Here is a 19,043-nt window from a genome sequence, read left to right on the forward strand (position 1 = left end):
GCCATGCAGACGATGCTGTTTCGGTCGAATTTCCACATAGGGCACCGGAAGCTGAATCTGATTATGATTATGATTATGATTATGACAGTCACCATTAGTCCTGCATGGGTAAGACTTCGTTGCTCCTCAGCGCGAATAATGGCGGAATCGACATGGGGAAAACGAGGATCCGTAGCGCGTGTTCGCGGTGCAAGGAAGTGCTGGTAGGCGGAAGCCGGATCGCGCTGATGAAGGTCCGGGAGGCAGGCTTCACAAACCAAAGACGCCTTTGCCGGGAATGAGCATCGCAAGTTGTCGAACGTACGCAACTAGACCTCAACACAATTCGAGTTTAACTTTCGGACTGACTCGCAACGAGTGACATCGATTACCGGCGAGGCTGTGAATTCGGTCCGCCCGCGGTTGTCGATGGGGGCTTTCACGCTCGTCATGTGTGATCACCCTTGGGAAGCACAGCGAACATCACTGCGAGTTGAATCTCACGATCAGGGTCTTCGGGATGACCAAGGATCAAGTCCCGGCGCTTCGTACGGTCTGATGTTGCCTTGCCGACGCGCTTATATGCCGAGTGCGACTTCACCGCTTCTTCCACCTTCTCGAACACAGCGCTGGCATCTTTGTTATCGATGAAGATGATCAGGGCGGCCTTCTCGTCGCGCCACGGCAAATAGCCGAGTAGTTGGTCAATTGCCGCGCCGAGTGCCCGAGTACCCCTCCACCACTTGCACTCACCAACGAACACGTGTCGGTCCTCGACGCGAACCAAGACATCGGTCTTGCCCGATTTGACGAATGTCTCGCCTGTGGCATTCCCCTGGAACGTGCCATTCAACATCACCAGGATGTAGTCACGAAGTTCTTCCTCATTTTTTCCCGAAACCACTGACGGCGTGCGTTCCATGGAAAGCATCGCTGACGAGATGACGGCGATTGCGTCCTCGTATTGGGCTTCGGTCAGCGCGGGCTCGTCGCGGTAAGTGGGTCTCTGCACTGCAGGCTTCGAGCGCTGAACTCCCATTGCCTTGCGCTGCATAGGAACGGGTGCAGGCGCGTCAGACCGCTTCTTCAGCGGGAAGCCGAGCGCTCCCGCCAAGTCTCGTCGATCCTGAAGGAATTTCTTGCGGCGATCAACCGCCTGTCGGAACTGACTATCAAGATTCGAGTTGAACCCATGCACGTCGGCAGCCGCGTGCCCTGCCATCGTCCGGATTATCCCGATCTCCCGATCAATGGCTTGCTTGGTACCGACCGGGTCGGGTGTTGATCCCAGCTGCTCGATCTGTACAGTAATGGTGCCGCTACCCACATCCGCATTAAATGTGGTCATTAGCCTCGTTGACGGCCTGTAGTAGAGCAGGTCGGCGTTACCAAAGTACTCAAACACGGCGTGAATCTTTAGGCCTGCCGACGTGTAACGCGTTCGGTCGAACGCGTCATACCGGTCAACCTGTGCCTCGGTGACTCCTCCATCGATCGCTTCTGCCCCTATTGTGATTGGCTCAATCTGGGCAGCATCAACAAGATTTAGCACGATATCGTCGGTCGACCTCGACAGCATCTCGTTCTCATGCATGGCCTCCAGGCTGTTCAGGTAGGACTGAACTCGACTCGAGAGATAGTCACGCAATTCGCCGCGATTGAACAGCTCGGTCATACGCGGACCTTCGAGTCGATGTAGGCAAAGATAGTGCGCCCGGCATTAATCGCCAGAAGAGCTTCGTGATTGCCGAGAAGCGCATCATTGGGATGCGCAGGAGTCGCATTGTTCCGAAGAGTCGTCAATGCGTCCAGCGTTGCTGCCATTGAGTAGAGCACTCGGCTGATCTCGTCCGAACGCTGGCCGGTCGGTGCGAGCCCAGGATGGTTCTCTCGAAGCTTCTTCACCGCGACTTGCAGGGTTGGCCGCTCAGGCAACGTGATGTTTGCCTCAGCGCAGAGTGCGTTCATGTGACCGTGAAGCGCCGTGTGCACACGATCCACCGCGCTCGCAGGACCGCTCGTGCGAATCAAGTTTTCGGCGTCGATCAAAGCCTGCCTTACAACAGCGCTCATTGATGCGATTGGCATGGGGCTCGCTACTGCCGGCGCCCCATCGAGCTGGCGAATCCAATCCTCGACAACTGGCATGAACTGTTGTCGCGCCTTGGTATCTGGAGGAAATCGTTCCAACACGCCACGTAGGATCCTTGCTTGTCGATCCGGGGTTTCACCCCTCAGGATTGTGATGAACCGCTGCCGGGTAGTCCCATCGAGTTCGTCCGGGAAGATGTCATAGATGCCGCAATACTCGGGGTAAAAGTCTGTGTGTGTCCGATAGCTGAAATCCCCGAGATAACCACCGTCTACGCCGATGTAGCGGTTGACGAGGCGAAGCGCCTCCTGCGCATTAAATGCCATCTCTATTCACCAGCCCCGTTGGTAGCAAACAGCTCAGCCTGCTCGATCACAAGTTCCACCGCGCGGTCTTCGGCATCTGGTGGGTAGTCGTACTTGGCGAGCAGCCGCCGTACCTTCGCGCGCATCGCGGCGCGAACGCTGTCCTTGAGGTTCCAGTCGATCGTCGCGCTGGCACGAACAGCATTCACGAGTTCGCAGGCGATCTTTTTGAGCACTTCGTCACCAAGATCGAGCACTGCAGAGTCGTTGGTGGCGATGGCGTCGTAGAAAGCAATCTCGTCTTCCGCCAAGCCGAGTTCTTCATGGCGCTTGGCGTCGTCGCGCATCTGCTTGGCGAGCTTGACCAGCTCAGCAATGATTTCGGCGGTCGTGAGGGATCGGTTGGTGTATTTGTTGATCGCTTCCTCGAGCTGCTCCGAAAACTTCCTCGCCTGCACCAGGTTGGTGCGCTGAACTGTGTGGATCTGATCGTTGAGCAGTCGACGAAGGAGACCCATCTGCAGGTTCGGTCGATCCTTGCCGGCGAGGGCGTCAAGGAACTCATCAGAAAGGATGGAAAGGTCGGGAGTCTCGACTCCAGCGAGCTTGTAGATGTCGATCACTTGGTCGGCGGCGACCGCCTCGTTGACGAGCTGACTGATCGCAGTGTCGATCTCCACTGCGCCAGAGCCACCTCGACCAGAGTCCGGATTGAGGATCTTGAGGATCGCGGCGCGCACGTCAGTGAACAACCGAACTTCATCGCGAATCTCGGCAGCTTCCTCGGTCGCTCCGGTCAGTGCATAGGCCTTCGCCAGTGCGAGCACCTGGTCGTTGTAGCGGGTCGTTCGGTCGGGTTCGGCCATGACGAAGTCGAGCACCTTGGCGTACTGCGCCAGACGCTCGGACGCGGAAAGAGTCGGTGACGCGTCGTAGTCGCAACCGTGGAGCAGACCGCGAATCACGTCGTGCTTCTCGAGCAGAACGGCGACGAGTTCTTCAATCGGAACCCCGGCCTGGTCGCGGTCGGATGGCGAGTACTCAGCGAGCGCCTCTTGAAGGTTCGCGAAGACCCCGATGTAGTCGACAACGAGCCCGCCCGGCTTGTCGCGGAAGGTGCGGTTGACGCGCGCGATGGCCTGCATAAGTCCGGCACCCTGCATCGTCTTGTCGACGTACATGGTGTGCATTGACGGCGCGTCGAAGCCGGTCAGCCACATGTCGCGCACGATCACCAGCTCGAGCGGGTCATCGGGATTCTTGGCGCGTGCCTTTAGGTCCTTGCGGATGTCTTTGGAGTAGATGTGCGGCTGGAAATCTGCGGGGTCGGCGGCTGAGCCGGTCATGACGACCTTGATCTTGCCTTCGGCTGGGTCGTCGGAATACCAGTCGGGTCGAAGGGCGACGATCTTCTCGTAGAGGCGCACCGCGATGCGGCGCGACATCGTCACGATCATGCCCTTGCCGAATAGGGCCTCACGTCGCTTCTCCCAGTGCTCGACAATGTCGCGCGCGATCATGTCGAGTCGCTCCTCGGCACCGACGATCGCTTCCAGGCGAGACCAGCGCGACTTCGCTTTCGAGGCGGCGCTCTCTTCGACTTGCTCGGTGATCTCGTCGGCCAGATCGTCCAGTGCCTGATAGTCCGAAACGCTGAGCTCGACTTTGGCCAAACGCGATTCGTAGTAGATCTTGACCGTGGCCCCATCCTCGACGGCGCGGGTCAGATCGTAGATGTCAACGTAATCGCCGAACACGGCCTTGGTCGACTTGTCGTTGGACTCGATTGGCGTTCCAGTAAAGCCGAGGTAGGTCGCGTTGGGCAAAGCATCTCGCATGTGCTTCGCCAGGCCCGCTTTGAGCGTGCCATCGGCGGCGAGTGTCTCACCGAAGCCGTACTGCGAGCGGTGCGCTTCATCTGCGACCACCACCACGTTGCGGCGGTCAGTCAGCACAGGGTTGGTGTCCCCATCCTCACCGGGGCGGAACTTCTGCAGCGTCGTGAAGACAATACCGCCGGAGGCGCGACGAAGAATCGTTCGAAGTCCAGCACGGGTATCCGCCTGAACCGGTTTCTCCGGCAAGATCTCGGCGGGCGCAAAGACCTCGCCGAAGAGCTGATCGTCGAGATCGTTTCGGTCGGTGATGAACACCAGCGTTGGGTTCTGCATGCGGGGATCACGCATGATCTTCGCGGCGAAGAACACCATCTCGAAGCTTTTGCCTGACCCTTGAGTGTGCCAGACCACACCACCGCGTCGGTCGCCATCAACGCCCGAGGCCTTCACGGTGGACTCGACGGCTGCGTTGACTGCCCAGTACTGGTGGTACTTCGTGACGCGCTTGATCAGCGCCTTGATCTTCTGACTTGTCTTCTTTTCGGTCACGGTCTCTTCGCTAAAGACCACGAAGTTGCGCACGATGTCGAGGAAGCGGCGCTGGTCGAAGATTCCCTTGATGAGCACCTCGAGGGCAGGAAGATTCGTCACGACTTCGCGTCCATCGACGGTCTTCCACGGAGCAAAATGCTCGAAGCCGCCAGTGAATGAACTCATCGCCGCACTCGTGCCATCAGAGATGACAGCCACTGCGTTCGGTACGAACAGCGAAGGAATATCGTGACGATACGTCTGAAGCTGGTTCCACGCACCCCTCAGGGTCGCGTGCTCATCGGTCGGATTCTTCAACTCGAGCAGGCCGAGCGGAATGCCGTTGACGAACACGATCACGTCAGGTCGGCGGTTCTTGCCGTTTTCGATGATCGTGAACTGATTGATCGCGACCCAGTCGTTGTTGCTTGGCTCGTCGTAGTCAATGAGCGAGATCCGGATGGTGCGCACTGCTCCGTCTGCACCACGATGCTCGACAGGCACGCCCTCCGTGATGAGTTCGTGAACACGGAAGTTCTCCGCGACGGGGTTCTGCGACTCTGCTCTGCCCAACCGCTTGATTGCTTCGTCGATCAGCGCGCCATCGGTGCCGGGGTTGATGCGCCGAACCGCTGACCGGAGCCGGGTACGCAAGTAGACCTGCTCGAAGGAGGTGCGCTCCTCGCCGGGCTCACCAGGCGCGAGACTCGGCCCCCACGCGGTCTGAAACCCGAGCTGTGCAAGGTACTCCAGCGCAGCATCTTCGACTGTCGACTCATTGAGGTTGCTCATGCCAGCACCTCCTCTGCCTCGGGGACATGGATGCGACCCGAGAGAAGCAACGGAAGAAGTGCATCACGCAGAGCCGCTAGCTTGACGTTCTCACGTTCGGTGAGCAGCAACCGCTCCCAAAGCGGGCCAAGTGCAGCATCAAGTCTCTCGATCTCCTCGGGCAAAGGAATGCTGACAGTCGTCGACTCCAAGTGACCGCGCTGGATATGACCCATCGTCGTCGCTTTGTCTTTAGCGATCCCTCGAAACACCGGCATAGCAGCCTCTAAGCGGTCGAACACGAGCCAGCCTGGAAAGCCGGTCGGGATCACCTTGAAGATGTGCTGGTTGATGATCGCTTCGTGTCGAAACCAGCGGTAGACACCCAGCGTTCCAGACCACGACATGAGAAGGTCCCCGGCGCGCGCGGTCTTTTCGTCAGGCACTTCGATGTCGTTGTAGACAGTCGAATTACCAGGGCCAGAGTTCAGCTCTGCAATCCTCAGCACCATGCGTCCAGCTCCGGACGCACCTTTTGTGTAGGCGCCACCGTTCACGAATTGGGCGAGTCTCGTGATCGGAATCGATTCGCTGTCTCTGGAGAGAGACTTAGCGACATGGGCTGCAACCAACCGAGGAACTAGCTCGACTATCCTTCGATTTGATCCAATCCTATTGTCGAGCGCACTCAGCGTGGCGGCGATTTCGCGCTGCTTTGGAACGTCCGGAATCTGGATCTCAACGTTCGCAATGTGATTGCGATTGAGCATCGGCTGAACGCTGCCGGAGTTGTATCCGCTGAGATCCAAATTCTCAAATATGTAGTACGCAAATTTCGGGTCATTGTCCCGGAAACTCTTGACGAAGAGGACAGTGTTCAATGGCCAGTAGTCGTCATCGGACCAAGTGGGGCGGCCGAGATTCGTCGCGCGCCCAATGGCGAACCCGGGGCCTTTGACCGGCCCCTCGTTGTGGCTGCCGGATGATTTCCCTGATGAGATTACCTTGTACCGACCCGGCACTCGCTTATGGCTCGGCAGATCAAACCCGCGCTGCAAGTCCACGAATTGCGACAAGGTTGTCGATTTCCATCCGACGGGAGATGTCACGACGTGAGCCCTCCGAGCCGTGCACGGACCTGGTCCTCGAGCTTGCGGCCACCCTCGAACTCGCTAAACAACTCGTTCGTGAGTCGCTCGATTCTCTCCTCAGTCGGCTCTTCGTCTGCCTCGACATCCTCCGCCCCGACATAGCGACCCGGCGTGAGCACAAAGTCGTGCTTCTCAATTTCTAAGAGAGTGGCGGACTTTGCGAAGCCAGAGGTATCCGCGTAGCCACCGTCGTGGTTGCGCCACGAGTGATACGTACCGGAGATCTTGGCGATGTCAGCCTCAGTCAGCTCACGCAACTTGCGACTAACCATGCTTCCGAGTTTGCGGGCGTCGATGAACAGCGTTTCGCCTCGACGCTCGCGGTGGCCGTTACCGTGACGGTTCTTGGAGAGGAACCAAATACTCACAGGGATTCCTGTGTTGAAGAAGAGCTTCTCGGGCAGCGCAACGATGCAGTCCACCAGGTCGGCTTCGACCAGCTTGCGACGAATCTCGCCTTCGCCACTCGTTTTTGAACTAAGTGATCCGTTGGCTAACACGAACCCTGCCGAGCCATTCGGGGCCAAGTGGTAGAGGAAGTGCTGTACCCAGGCGAAGTTAGCGTTGCCCTCGGGTGGGGTGCCGTACTTCCAACGTGGATCGTCGGCGAGCTTCGCGTCCCACCAGTTCGATACGTTGAAGGGTGGGTTGGCGATGACGAAGTCGGCGCGCAGATCTGGGTGCAAGTCTTGCGTGAAGGAGTCTGCGGAACGGTCGCCCATGTCGGCCTCGATGCCACGCAGGGCGAGGTTCATCTTGGCGAGCTTCCAGGTTGCGTCCGTAAACTCTTGACCGTAAACGGAAAGGTCGGTGCGCTTGCCACCATGGGCCTTCACGAACTTCGAGGACTCGACGAACATGCCGCCCGAGCCAGCGGCTGGGTCATAGACGCGTCCCTTGTAAGGCTCTAGCATTTCGACGAGCAATCGAACGACCCAACGCGGTGTGTAAAACGCGCCGGCATCCTTGCCTGTCTCTTTGCCGGCAAACTGGCCCAGGAAGTATTCATAGACACGGCCGAGCACGTCGTCGCTTCCGTGGTCGTCGGTCTCTGTGAAGCCAATTGAACCGATAAGGTCGACGAGTTGTCCAAGTCGGCCCTTGTCGAGTCCTTCGCGGCCGTAATTGCGTGGAAGGACACCGCGGATGATCGGGTTTTCCTTCTCGATTAGATCCATCGCTTTGTCGATGTCTTGACCGATGCTTGGCAGCTTGGCCTTCGCCTGAATGGAGTCCCAGCGTGCGTCTGCGGGAGCCCAGAAGACGTTGTGGCTGGTGTACTCGTCGCGGCTTTCAATGAACTGGTCGCGCCGAACTTCGTTCGGAATGTAGTCATCGGAGTCGGGGTCACTTAGCGTGATCTCGATCGCTTTCCGGCGCTCTTCGAATCGGTCGGAGATGTACTTGAGGAAGACTAGGCCGAGCACGACGTGCTTGTATTCGGATGGTTCCTGGTTCCCGCGCAGCGCGTCAGCAGCATCCCAGAGGCGCTGCTCCAGGGTCTTTGCCTGTTTCGGTTTCGCTGTTCGAGCCATACGTGGTCTTCTCCTCCACACCGAGGTGTGCGCGTTAATATTCCTCAAGCCTGATCAAACGATACCGGCGGGCTGCGACAGGGAGCCTTGTTCAGGTTGGCCCGCGAGTCGGTTTCACTTGCAGCCGGAAGTTCCCTCGAACCGGACGCTGCAATCTGCCCTAGTTATAACACGATCGGCACTTTCGTTAAACCCTGGTGCGCACGAATCCCAAGCGCGATGACTCAAGATCGTGACAATTTCTACAACACAAGTTCGCGATCGGAAGATTGAACCCTGCGGGCATCGGAACATAATTCGAGGTCCACTCCTCATTGCCGTGCGGCTTGCAGAGGAACCATCCCGGTTCGTCGGCCGCATCAAGAATGAGGAGGTGGCTCACATGAGTGAGACATCCGGAATCCCGCAATACGCGGGAGCCACAAGTCAGATGCGCACCCTTGCGGTTCGCATCACCGATGACCTGCGTGCGCAGTTGGACGTCATCGCCCAACTGAACGACCGCAGTGTCACAGAAGAAATCCGTCTCTCGCTTGAGTACTGGATCGAACGCAGCAAGTCCGATCCGCAAGTGCTCAAGCGTGCCGAGACGGTCCGGGCGGACATCGAGCGCGAGGCACAAACCAGGCGCAACGCCATCGAGGCAATCTTTGCCAAGGAGCCCGCCAAGAAGGTCACTCCCTCGAGTCGTGACGCTGCCAAGGACAAAACTCCAGGCAGCTGACCGAAGGACGAGACCCTGGTCGGCTGGAGGCTTTCATAGCTTCGCCACCAGGGCTCTCGTCGCCCAACCAAATGTTCGTGCCGCTTCGCGGAGGGAACTCTTCAGCCAACCGGCTGAAGTGACCCTCCACGAAAGGAGCGTGATCATCATGGTCACTGGCATTGTCATCCCGCACGAAACACGAGTAGCCGTTTTCGAGCACCAGTTCGGAGTTCTCGAGGACTACCAGGCCGCGGTCGGCGGCTACGTCGAACCTGTCTATCTCGCCGACGCGCATCTCACCATGTACGCCAACGAAGAAGGCAAAATGCGCCAGCTGCCGGTCAACCGGCGAGCAACCTGCCTCTGGTGGTTACTCCACCCGGAGATGCGGGGGCACGACATCCTGGTCGGTGACGTCGTGCTGATTGGATCGACTCGCGGTCACGGCAGCACAACTGCCCTGCCAGATTTTCTAGCTCGCCAGTTGCAGCACAACGGTCGCTTCACAATCGAGGTCAGCACCAACGACGACCCTGCTCATTGGTACGAGAACGGCCGCTACTTCGATGATTTCTTTGAAGCAGCCATCGGTGCGATCAACCTCCAGGAACGATGGAGCCAGATCCGAGAAGTACGCGTCACGCCTGCGTGACACCAACGCCCCTGCAGCCAAATGCTGCAGGGACATTTCATATCAAGAGGGCTAAGCGGTCACACCATCCGCAGATTTGTTGGAGTGAACTTGCGCTCATGAACTGCCCCCGAATCCTCGGCCATCGACCGGGGATTCTTTGATAAGAAGCCCGCGCAGCTTCTCGCGTTCGATGCTGCCCATCGGCGTGTCACGCGTGAGTTGGCCGCCGCGGTGCCTGTCCTGTTGTCTCGCGTGGTAATCGCGCCCATTTTTCTGCCGGTCATTGACCGGCTTTTTTTGTGCCCGCAAGGCATCACAACTCCGCAGCTATTCGTGCTGCGGTCGCGTCAGTCGAGATGACTGACACCCACCCAAGAGGGGAGGTCGCGTTATGCACAGCATCCTTGTGGATCTGGCTCTCGTGACGCCTCTGCTGACCGGACTTGGAGTCTTCCTTGTTCGGTTTCTTCCCCTGGTATCGGACCGCGTGAACGCTCGCGCCGTCCGACTTGCCAGGGCGAAGAGCCAGCAGAAGCGCTAGCCAAAAAACGCGCAAAACATCTTGGGTCGGGAGAACTCTGCCCAAAATCGGGTGTTGTCGCTCTTGACTCATCTGCGCTCATGCTCCGTCATCGCCAGAATGTCGGCAGCTCTTCGACCACGCCACTCCCACAGATTATTTCTGCCCACCAATGAACCAGGCTGGGCCGAAATCCCAGAACCTTTTTCAGATCGCCGCCGTCAGCTAGTCGTTCCAGAACCAAGGTCTGTATCAGCGGGACACACGGAACCCGATAACGCCATACGTATCGCTGGGCGTAGCGCCTAAAAACAGCGCCAAGACACCAGCAGTGTTCGTACCGTTCCAATTGCTACCAGCCTCAAAACTATGGAGGGCTGCTTCGTCCGAGTTGGAAGTGACCTGCCCGATACCTTGCGCCGAAGTCCAGCCACTGGCAGCCGGTGTACCGAAGGATGGGAGCGGGTTAGGTGTGAGCGACCCGTTGGTAGCCAGAGCATTCCACTCACGCCAGGCGTAGCCACTGGAACCAGGCTGTCCTGTTGTAATGGTGCCACTCGTCCACTCTCCGACATTGCCGGCTAGGTCCCAGATCACTTGTCCATTCGTCAGGGTTAGCGTGCGGCGTTGGTTACCGCCGGTATTGGTTTCACCGCTGTAACTGTTGGCATCGTTCGTATCAGCTACGAGCGCATTATTAGGGGCGCTGTCATTATGGCCAGAGTAGATGTATCCCGAGCCTGCGGCTCCTCCACTCCAGTTACTGGCAACAGATAAGACGTTCTGGGCAATGGTCAGCCATTCAGACTCGGTAATGAGGTGACAGCCTGAACAGGCAGCTGTCGCGATGGTCAAGGCACTAGTTTGAGAAATGTTAACCCAGGGACTACCAGCAGGCGTTGACACAGCGTTATTTGAACCACCGTTCTTAGCTTCATACTTCATGGCACAGAAGGCTTTTGTGCCATATAAACTGGAACCTGGCACGACGATGTAGCCGTTTGGGCAACTACTGCCGTCAGCGAGGGCTGTTGGTGCTGTCCCAGTGTGCCCAGCACACGGACCAGGTACTGGTTGCCCAATGTTGCCATCAGCAAAGCCAGCTACTTGGGTAGAGGTACTCCCGGTTGTAACTGTTAGGCAGTACGAGTTGGGTGAAACGGTCGAGTTTAAGGTGTACTGATAGGTGGCATTAGTGCTATCAGTAATGCCAGCCTGGCTACCGAGACTCGGTTTATCCGCGGGCAGGGTTGAGCCGTTCGAAAGTGCATAGATAGCAAGCTTCTTACCCGCTTGCTGAGCATTCGAGAGACCAGCCGAGACGTTTGCTCGACCAGTAACCCCGTTATAGGCAACGATAGTAATGGCGGCCAAGATGCCAATAACCACGATGACGATGAGGAGCTCGACGATGGTGAAACCACGTCGACTGTCATGCTTAGGAAGTGGTTTTGATGGTGCTGCCAACATTCTGAGCATGACTATGAAGCATGAGCGGAATTCGGTCAAGAGGCTTCTCGAGCGTCTCCCCGATCGAGGAGCGGTCGAGCGCGTGAACTCGCGCTTTCTTCATCTGCCCAGTGGATGTCCATCTCGACGAAGTTGTTGCGGCTGACGCTGAGCTTGGCATAGAGCCGACTGTCAAGAAAGGTCGCTCCGAGCGACCATGTCGGCCACACGGGCATGACCCAGGCGATGTGAACGGTCGCGAGCGGATCGTCGACGACGTCAATGAGAGAAGTAGACCTGTGCGCTCGTCCCCGAGCCGTAAGCGAAGGCCCCTGCCCCCGAACCAGCCGAGGTGGAGACCGCACTGCTGGAATTAGTCTTGCTAAGCCGCTGGTTGCCTGGGTCCGCCACATAAACAGTGCCCGAGGTATCGACGGTGACACCAGAAGGACCGTTGACGGCGAACGTCGCTTTACAAGATCGAGGTTCAGACCGTTGCGGGTCCGAGGGCTTGGTTCGAGAATCAGGCGCGGTTCGAGACGTATTTTGAGGCCGGTATCCACGCGATCAACCTCACCGAAAGATGGACTCATGTCGGAGACGTAAGAGTTGTCGCGGAATGAAGTTCACCGCCCCCACCTCACACTGCGATGGGGCTTTCTAAATCCATCCGAATACATGTCTTGGGTTAATCTGCCGGATGCATGAAGCCCGGCATAGCCGAGCTACCGCCAAACCTGCTCCGCTCACGAAGGTCGGTGGCCACTGGCTCCGCAAGTCCCTCGGGAAGATTTTCCGCCAGAATCCGCTCGAGCCTTTCAAATGCGCCGGACGGATGGGTCTGTAAAGCTGCTCGGGCGATGAAGATGCTCAGCACCGGAGTCATCTGGGGGAAGGCATCGATGATCGTTCCGAGTTGCGTGGAGCTTGCAGCGGCGACAACTTTCCGGATCGCGTAGTGCACCATGTTGGAGGCAGTGCGTTGCTGTTTCACGCTAAAGCCGGCCCGGGTCAGTGCGCGGCCGACTAACACCAAGGTCGCCGCCGCTTCTTCCCCATGACCTTCCTGGGCCAGGCGCGTCATGTACCGGTTTGCAGAGCGGAATCCAGCCACGTCGGGAGTGTTGCCTTGATTCTCTCTCGACCGAACGCACAGGCTGATAATCGCACTTGAGGTGACATTGGTTGGGGCACCGTGCTCGCTGAGTATGCGCAGCCACGCCACTGCCGCGGCATCGAGCACAGGAAGCTGGATCTTCCGACCGTCTGCTGGTTGGAACCGGGCCGATTCGATGTCGTATGAGCCATAGCGAGCGAGGACACCGAGCGCGTCGTCTGAGGTGGCCGGTTTCGCTGCCTCCGGGAGCATGCCGATGATCACTGAGCGTGCGACAGGGTCGGTCACGACGGCGATGGCTCCGTCAAGTTCGCGTACGTCTGGCGTAAGAACTGCGGCTTTCTGAAGCGCGCTCCACAAGCCCACAGCGTCCCGCTGACGCCCACCGTTGCTCCTGAGAAGCTCGTTCACTATCCTTTGCAGACTCGCGGCCCAGCTGAGCAGCGCGACTCGCGCTGTGGGGACATCTGCTGTCGTCGTCAACAGTCCCACTTCTCTGCGGTTTACAGCCAACGCAACATAGGCGCTCGCTAAAGTGGCGTCCTCGTTGATATGAACGCGAGCTTCTTGCAAGAGCTTGGTCAGGCTCGCGTCGTCTGTCTCGATCGAGCCGTCCACGATGCCCGCAAGAACGCGGAGCGCATCCGAGTCTCCCGACCGGACTGCGGCAGGCAGCAGCGAGATCGCGTAGTCGCGATTCGAGTAAAGCCTCTGACGCGAACCCGGGACGATCCGGAGAACTGCGGCGACTACACAGACCGGAACTCGGTTATCTTCTAACGCGCTGCGCGCGACCGAAGCCCAGACGCCGCCGTCCGCTCCGACGGTATTGGGGGCGACCGGCAGGGCTTCCAACATGGTCGCAAGTCGTGTGACGAGGTGATCTCGCGCCAGCGATTTTCGTTCGAGAAGTGGTGCAAGGAAGTTGGCGGTCAATTTTCGCGGAGCCTTCACCGCATCGATCGTCAACAGGATCTCGTAGATGATCTCTATCTCTTGGGCGTCGTCACACGCTTCGAGGTGATCGGCGAGCACAAACAGCTGAGCACCGGCACGCACGTCTGTATCGTTTTGAATGATGGCATCGCGGGTACTCCTCGCCAGTTCGTACCAGAAATGCGCGCGTCGCGCAGCGGGCACAGTGATAAGTTCGGCGCTGATGATCGCGCCCAATGACCGACGAATACTTCGCCCGTGGGTGTCGCCCGCCTTAGCTTGATTGTGCGAGATGACGGTGACGATCTCTTCAGCGAACTCCGTGCTCCGGATCGACGGCCACTCGTGCGCCAATCGGTTCAGGAAGGTTACCGCCACTGTTGTCCCTGAAAGTCCGGCGAGCAATCGGATGGCATCCGCACGTATGCGTTCAGGTTCGGCCGTGATAAGCCCGGTGATCAGAGCAAATAAGCTCTCAGTGTTTGCCAACATTGCCGAGCCGGGGCCGAGAACCCAGTCAAGGCATTGGGTGCTCAAGTAGAACTCGTAAACCTCAAATGGGTGCGCCCGCAGTAAGCGCGCAAGCGCCTGGATAGTTACCGTGGCTGCTCGGGTGTTGCTGGCAGTCCACACCAACCGCAGGACGCGCAGCTTGTCGGTGATCGTGACATCCGCCACCGTGGGAACAATCTGCGCCACGCGAACCAACGCCGTTGTCGAGACAGTCGCGAGCGATCCACTCGGTACCTCTACCGCGCCCGGGTAGTGTGCCCAGGTCGAAAGGGCGATGCTCTCCAGCGCGACATGACCCGCCGCGAGCAGCCGGGAGACGGAAGCATTAACGTCGCGTACCGCGAGCGGATTTCGCGATGCCAAGACGAGCGATTGTTCCAGAACAGCTCCTCGGAACAGGTCAGTCGGATAGTCGACCAGGAAGTCGGTGAGACGCGCCAGCTCGCCGCCAGGATCTCGACTCATCATTTCCATCGCAGCCGCAAACTCAAACATGGTCTGGTGGAAGAACTTGACCCGAGGTCCGGCTGCCTCCAAAATCCCCCGGGCGATCATCTCTTCGAGCGCCTGCGCCCCTGCCCACAGTTGGGTCCCGTTCGGCGCGGACGCAAGCTGCTCCAAAAGTTCTGTCAGCACCGATAGTTGCGGCTCGGGGGTACCCATCGCCAGCATGACGACGGCGCACGCACGCACCACCGCGCTCAGATCTCGGCCGGTTCGTTCGCGGGTGCGGCGCACCATCCTCCGGTCATCGCGGACCCGATGCTCCCAGTAGCGAAGGTAGAGCCCCGTCACGTCAAGCTCCATCGCAGGCAGATTGCCGTCCGAAAGCTCGAACAGCATCCGAAGCAACAGCGGAGAGGTGCAAATGTCACTGATCGGCAGCTCCCGCGTGACTGCCGTGGTCACGATGGCCAGCGCTTCGGATACCGGATGATTCGGGACAAAACGCCGCGCCAGCCGATCGACGGCAACTGCCATCTCAGTGTCGTCATAGGGGCCGAGCGTTTCGTACGATCCGATATTGGGTGAAAGCCCCTGCTCGGCTTCCAGTGGCCGAGTCGCGATGATAAGGCCCGCCCGCAGGTCAACCAGGAAGCCGATCAGGTCCGCCATCAGTTGTTGCGAAAGCTCGGAATGGAGCAGCAAGTCGGCGGTGTCCAGAAGCACGACAACTCGCTGATGCTCGAGCGACAGAAGTTGGACACCCTCCGCGATCTGCTCCACCGTGAAAGCACCAACCTCACCAACCTGGGCGGAGATCCAAGTGGCGGACACGAACACGACGCATACTTCGGGCTCAGCGCTGAGGGCGCGGTGCAGCCCCCACAGCAGGCTCGACTTCCCAACACCGGCATCGCCTCGCACGATCTGGGGACGATGCTCAACCTCGCCAAGACGTTCGAGGAGCGTCGGCTCAACGCGCCGTCTCACGTAGAGGGATTGCCAAACGCCATCATCTCCATCGCCGGAGCCAACGTGGAACTGGGCCGATAGGTCAGCCACCAGCCGATCCGACCAGCGAAGCAGCTTGCTAACGAGCGCGTCCGACTTCGAGGCATCTCGCCGAGGGGTATCCAGTTCCACAGAACGTTCACCATCAACCTCGATGAGTTGGGCAGCGAGGTCATGCCGCAGTCCCCGGATCACCCTGGTCTTGGTCTCGGCAGAAGCCTCCCTGCGCCCAACCTCCGCCAGCGCTCGCTCGGCCCGGTCGGTCGCGGTGCCGGGGAAGTCATCCAACCCGAACAGCATTTGTGTGGCGGTGGGGTTCGCGCATCGCAGTGCCGCCTCACCCAGCAGATCGCGAAGTCCCTCGACGAGCGCACGGTCACTGTAGGGCGACCTGACGAGCAGCTCTTTGAGAACGGGAAACGGCTTCGCAGCGTAACCGCCGGACGCCAGCTGAGCCAGTTCAATCGTTCGCTGCCGGAGCTCATCGAGTTCCTTCACAAGCAGTGTTTTTCGATCAGAAATCGCCACAACATCCAGTATGGCGGCGCTTGGCGTGCATTGGCGGCGTCTATGGCGGCACTCGCTGACCTGTGGCATGGGTGCGAGCGAAGGGTGGAACTAGCGGGATGAAGACATGCCGCCAACCTCACTGAAAAAGAGAGCCCATGGCCGAACAAACCTCACCACAACCCCGGATCCGCTCGAAAGTCACCTGATCGAAACCTCCCCCTGTTCGTTCGAAGAGCTCATAGCGCAGCGGGCTCAGGAGCAGACCGACCAGCAGTTCCGCTCTTACCCCTGACTCACCCTCTTGAGGAGTCGGCCAGGCGTGGCCTGGCCAACTCGTCAATCACCGTCACCACACAATCCGTTCCAACAAAAGGACATACCGAATGTACTCAAAACTGATCCGGTCCGCCGTATTTGGCGTATTACTCGTCTTTATTCTCGCGGGCTGCTCTACCGCCAGTTCACCAGGCGCGCAGTCCGGCGACCACGCCATCCTTGCCGCCTGCACTCCCAACAAGCAGATCGCCGCCGACGATGAGATCGATGGCAGCGGCTCAAGCTCGGACGAGGCAATCTCGACCGAGAGACTGTCGATCACCGCAGACGTGGTGCGGCGCACCGCTATCTGCGGTGGCCACCTTCTCGTTCGCGCTTTCTCCACCTCCAGCGGGGCGACGGTCACCATCTACGACGGCGACCTGACGTTGCCGGGTGCGACCGATAACGCGCGTCTGCGCCGAGTTGATCCTCTAGTCGAAAAAGTCATGGCCGATATCACCGCCAAGTACGGTGCGGCCATTGCCGCGCTACCGAACGGCGGCTCGGACATCACTTCCGTCTACCGACTGGCTGGCGAATATGCGGCGCAGCTTGGCGACGGCTATACCCTGCACCTTTACCTGCTGACCGACGGTCTGAACAACATCGGCACCGACCTGCAGTCGCAGGTGCTCACTCCAGCACAGGCTACCGACCTGGCCGGCACAGTGAGCGTCCCGGCACTGCCGGGCGCGATCATTACCGTCGCGGGTCTTGGCCGCGTTGACGGCGACCCTGCACCATCTCCTCTGGTCGAAGGGCTGGTTGCGTTCTACAACGCCCTGTGCCTAAAGACCACCGCAAAAACCTGTGTCTCCGTGACCGACTACACGGCAGTGCGGTGACCGAGATGGCAAAAACTAAGAACACCCACGGCTCCTCCGACCCCACTGATGAGCGGGTCACCGAATACAGCAACCTCAGCCTGCAGCAGGTCGATGAGGCACACCGCATCGACGGCCTGGCCGGGCCAGGCCTTCATGTCGAGAACGAGCTGGATGCCTTCGGGCGCGAGCAGGAACCGCTCTGGAAAGCGGAAGGCATCGCACAGTCCCGCCCGGCACTGATCGCCCACTCGGGGCTAAAAGTACAGGCTGAAACGGCTGAGCGCCTCAGCCGCCGACACCGCCGCCTGGTCAAACGCGCCCAGCGCCGTCTCGAGCGCACCATCGCAACGTTGAGCCCGTTCGTACGCCGCAAGCAGGGCCAGAAGGGGTGGTTCATGGTGCGCACCGGACTGCTGCTGCTCGGTGATGTAGCAGGCCAGGCGGGGGCACAAATCTACTACGGCGAAATCCCTGAGCTGGCGCTCGTCCAGGCGTTAGCTGCCGGTGTCGCCGTCGTCACGGCAGGGCTGGTTGGGGGCGAGGTCAAAGATCTGCGGATGGCCAGCAAGCGGAAGATCGAGCGCACCGACCTCACTCCACAGCAGGAGCTCTTCGCGCACCTGTTCGTCGGCACCGATGACGGCAAACACTTCGTCAAAGCCCTCGTCTACACGGGCGCGACGGTGGGCCTGCTGATCTCATCTGGGATTTTTGCGTTGCGGTCCACCATTGATGGGCCACTCTCGGGACTTGTCTACGGGGCGCTGGCTGCTGGTATCGCCACGGCGAGTTTCATCTCCAGTTACACCGTCACCGATGAGATCGCGGACGCGATCGACACCGCCGAGAAAGACTACGAACGCACCATCAAACGACAGACAGCCCTGGCCGGCAGCCAGCCACTCAGAGTCGCGCTGGAGAAGCAGGCGGAGGACGAGTCGATCCGCGACGAGCACGAGGTCCGTGGACAGGCGGCACTGCTCACCTATGAGGGACTGAAGCATCGCGTGCTGCGCCGCAACCCGGGCGTCGCAGGACACGGCCCGGCCACCGAGCCGGAGCCCGTTGTCGGACGTCGTGCCCGCGACGACGGGAGCGGCGCATGAGCCTCACACCGCGCCTGCAACCCAGCGCCCTCGTGGGCGAGGTGCCACGACAGGTCAAGCCGAAGAAGGAGGCGGCGGCGATTGAGCTGGGCTGGCCGGGGTTCTGCCCTCGTCAGCCCCGGCTGGTGCTCCCCATATTTGATGACTCCGGGTCGGTGTCGCTGCCGGGCGGGGGCGACCCTGTCGGCAACCGCTACCAGGAGGCACTACTAGCGTTCGAAGCACTCCAAGAGTGGTGCTCGTGCGGGAAGTGCCTGGCCGGAGTTCTGCACTTCGACTCTCCCCGGGGGGACGTTGACCCGGGCAAGCTACGAAGCTTCACGTTCCAACAGCACCTCACCCAGGGCCTGCGTGTGCCGCGCTTTGCTGCTGGTTCGAGTGTCCTCGGCCCCAGTCTCGCTCGGGCGGAGGAGATCGCGGTGAGCCTCCCCAAGCACGAGGTTCGGCTGGTCGTGCTGACGGATTGGCAGCTGTTCGACAACGACAACATCCTTGACCGGCTTCGCAGCTTCCCGGGGGCCGTACTGGCCATAGGGCTGAACGCGGACCCTCCGGCGGAGCTTCTGGGCGATGACATCGTCAGCTTGCGGATCGGTCACGGCGACCGGCCAGGTGCGGTCGCTCGCGCCCTGTTCGGTGAGCTGACTGTCGGTCGCCGCGGACGCCGCTTCATCGGCACGCCCGACCGCGATTCTGCCGCAGAGGAGGCGCCAAAGTGAACATCGTTGCCAATTCCACAACACCAAGGAT

General features: G+C 59.6%; 14 protein-coding genes and 1 pseudogene. 7 read left to right on the forward strand and 8 right to left on the reverse strand.

The features are described 5' to 3' along the window. Window positions 1-427: 427 nt before the first annotated feature. From ABIB56_RS07890 to ABIB56_RS07910, 5 genes are read right to left on the reverse strand one after another with little or no spacing between them, the layout of a single operon-like run. On the reverse strand, window positions 428-1,654 hold the full coding sequence (locus ABIB56_RS07890; protein ID WP_354568599.1) for a hypothetical protein: 1,227 nt from the start codon (window positions 1,652-1,654) through the stop codon (window positions 428-430). Beyond that, window positions 1,651-2,397, reverse strand: a complete 747-nt coding sequence (locus ABIB56_RS07895; RefSeq protein WP_354568600.1) for an abortive infection family protein — start codon at window positions 2,395-2,397, stop codon at window positions 1,651-1,653. The genes ABIB56_RS07890 and ABIB56_RS07895 overlap by 4 nt, the downstream gene beginning before the upstream one ends. Window positions 2,398-2,399: 2 nt before the next feature. Next, window positions 2,400-5,537: a type I restriction endonuclease subunit R gene (locus ABIB56_RS07900; protein ID WP_354568601.1), complete on the reverse strand. Its 3,138-nt coding sequence runs from the start codon at window positions 5,535-5,537 to the stop codon at window positions 2,400-2,402. Next, window positions 5,534-6,625 carry a restriction endonuclease subunit S gene (locus tag ABIB56_RS07905; protein ID WP_354568602.1) on the reverse strand — a complete coding sequence of 364 codons (1,092 nt, stop codon included), beginning with the start codon at window positions 6,623-6,625 and terminating at the stop codon, window positions 5,534-5,536. The genes ABIB56_RS07900 and ABIB56_RS07905 overlap by 4 nt, the downstream gene beginning before the upstream one ends. Continuing rightward, window positions 6,622-8,202, reverse strand: a complete 1,581-nt coding sequence (locus tag ABIB56_RS07910; protein ID WP_354568603.1) for a class I SAM-dependent DNA methyltransferase — start codon at window positions 8,200-8,202, stop codon at window positions 6,622-6,624. The genes ABIB56_RS07905 and ABIB56_RS07910 overlap by 4 nt, the downstream gene beginning before the upstream one ends. A 382-nt stretch (window positions 8,203-8,584) precedes the next feature. Between ABIB56_RS07910 and ABIB56_RS07915 the strand changes: the two genes are divergently transcribed. The 3 genes from ABIB56_RS07915 to ABIB56_RS07925 all read left to right on the forward strand — a co-directional run bounded on the left by ABIB56_RS07915 (window position 8,585) and on the right by ABIB56_RS07925 (window position 10,083). Next, window positions 8,585-8,926, forward strand: a complete 342-nt coding sequence (locus ABIB56_RS07915; protein ID WP_354568604.1) for a YlcI/YnfO family protein — start codon at window positions 8,585-8,587, stop codon at window positions 8,924-8,926. A 148-nt stretch (window positions 8,927-9,074) separates the two neighbouring features. Beyond that, complete coding sequence (locus ABIB56_RS07920; RefSeq protein WP_354568605.1) at window positions 9,075-9,560, forward strand: DUF3846 domain-containing protein; 486 nt, start codon at window positions 9,075-9,077, stop codon at window positions 9,558-9,560. A gap of 373 nt (window positions 9,561-9,933) precedes the next feature. Next, the gene (locus ABIB56_RS07925) at window positions 9,934-10,083 is read left to right on the forward strand and encodes a hypothetical protein (protein WP_354568606.1); all 150 of its coding nucleotides are present in this window, start codon (window positions 9,934-9,936) and stop codon (window positions 10,081-10,083) included. A gap of 231 nt (window positions 10,084-10,314) precedes the next feature. Here the strand turns inward: ABIB56_RS07925 and ABIB56_RS07930 are convergent, their stop codons facing one another. The 3 genes and pseudogenes from ABIB56_RS07930 to ABIB56_RS07940 form a co-directional block, all read right to left on the reverse strand. Beyond that, window positions 10,315-11,571 carry a type IV pilin protein gene (locus tag ABIB56_RS07930; protein ID WP_354568607.1) on the reverse strand — a complete coding sequence of 419 codons (1,257 nt, stop codon included), beginning with the start codon at window positions 11,569-11,571 and terminating at the stop codon, window positions 10,315-10,317. A 219-nt stretch (window positions 11,572-11,790) separates the two neighbouring features. Then, window positions 11,791-11,958, reverse strand: a pseudogene (locus ABIB56_RS07935) (hypothetical protein); the annotation flags it as partial. Between the two features lie 241 nt (window positions 11,959-12,199). Beyond that, a complete protein-coding gene (locus ABIB56_RS07940; RefSeq protein WP_354568608.1) occupies window positions 12,200-15,247 on the reverse strand; it encodes a hypothetical protein in 3,048 nt (1,015 codons plus the stop codon). Between ABIB56_RS07940 and ABIB56_RS07945 the strand changes: the two genes are divergently transcribed. The 4 genes from ABIB56_RS07945 to ABIB56_RS07960 all read left to right on the forward strand — a co-directional run bounded on the left by ABIB56_RS07945 (window position 15,215) and on the right by ABIB56_RS07960 (window position 19,012). Further along, window positions 15,215-15,574, forward strand: a complete 360-nt coding sequence (locus tag ABIB56_RS07945; RefSeq protein ID WP_354568610.1) for a hypothetical protein — start codon at window positions 15,215-15,217, stop codon at window positions 15,572-15,574. The two genes, ABIB56_RS07940 and ABIB56_RS07945, sit on opposite strands and share 33 nt — an antisense overlap. A gap of 851 nt (window positions 15,575-16,425) precedes the next feature. Then, window positions 16,426-17,205 carry a hypothetical protein gene (locus ABIB56_RS07950; protein WP_354568611.1) on the forward strand — a complete coding sequence of 260 codons (780 nt, stop codon included), beginning with the start codon at window positions 16,426-16,428 and terminating at the stop codon, window positions 17,203-17,205. Between the two features lie 5 nt (window positions 17,206-17,210). Continuing rightward, window positions 17,211-18,293, forward strand: a complete 1,083-nt coding sequence (locus ABIB56_RS07955) for a hypothetical protein (RefSeq protein ID WP_354568612.1) — start codon at window positions 17,211-17,213, stop codon at window positions 18,291-18,293. Continuing rightward, complete coding sequence (locus ABIB56_RS07960) at window positions 18,290-19,012, forward strand: hypothetical protein (RefSeq protein ID WP_354568613.1); 723 nt, start codon at window positions 18,290-18,292, stop codon at window positions 19,010-19,012. Before ABIB56_RS07955 ends, ABIB56_RS07960 begins: the two co-directional genes overlap by 4 nt. The last annotated feature ends 31 nt before the right edge of the window (window positions 19,013-19,043 follow it).

It is taken from the genome of Glaciihabitans sp. UYNi722 (assembly GCF_040549465.1).
In the GTDB taxonomy this organism is placed as follows: Bacteria; Actinomycetota; Actinomycetes; order Actinomycetales; family Microbacteriaceae; genus Lacisediminihabitans.

What these genes read in the sequence shown, in the direction of transcription:
- ABIB56_RS07890 (WP_354568599.1), bottom strand. Translation starts at nt 1,654, where the DNA reads ATGACCGAGCTGTTCAATCGCGGCGAATTGCGTGACTATCTCTCGAGT.
- ABIB56_RS07895 (WP_354568600.1), bottom strand. Translation starts at nt 2,397, where the DNA reads ATGGCATTTAATGCGCAGGAGGCGCTTCGCCTCGTCAACCGCTACATC.
- ABIB56_RS07900 (WP_354568601.1), bottom strand. Translation starts at nt 5,537, where the DNA reads ATGAGCAACCTCAATGAGTCGACAGTCGAAGATGCTGCGCTGGAGTAC.
- ABIB56_RS07910 (WP_354568603.1), bottom strand. Translation starts at nt 8,202, where the DNA reads ATGGCTCGAACAGCGAAACCGAAACAGGCAAAGACCCTGGAGCAGCGC.
- ABIB56_RS07915 (WP_354568604.1), top strand. Translation starts at nt 8,585, where the DNA reads ATGAGTGAGACATCCGGAATCCCGCAATACGCGGGAGCCACAAGTCAG.
- ABIB56_RS07920 (WP_354568605.1), top strand. Translation starts at nt 9,075, where the DNA reads ATGGTCACTGGCATTGTCATCCCGCACGAAACACGAGTAGCCGTTTTC.
- ABIB56_RS07925 (WP_354568606.1), top strand. Translation starts at nt 9,934, where the DNA reads ATGCACAGCATCCTTGTGGATCTGGCTCTCGTGACGCCTCTGCTGACC.
- ABIB56_RS07945 (WP_354568610.1), top strand. Translation starts at nt 15,215, where the DNA reads ATGGAGCAGCAAGTCGGCGGTGTCCAGAAGCACGACAACTCGCTGATG.
- ABIB56_RS07950 (WP_354568611.1), top strand. Translation starts at nt 16,426, where the DNA reads ATGTACTCAAAACTGATCCGGTCCGCCGTATTTGGCGTATTACTCGTC.
- ABIB56_RS07955 (WP_354568612.1), top strand. Translation starts at nt 17,211, where the DNA reads ATGGCAAAAACTAAGAACACCCACGGCTCCTCCGACCCCACTGATGAG.
- ABIB56_RS07960 (WP_354568613.1), top strand. Translation starts at nt 18,290, where the DNA reads ATGAGCCTCACACCGCGCCTGCAACCCAGCGCCCTCGTGGGCGAGGTG.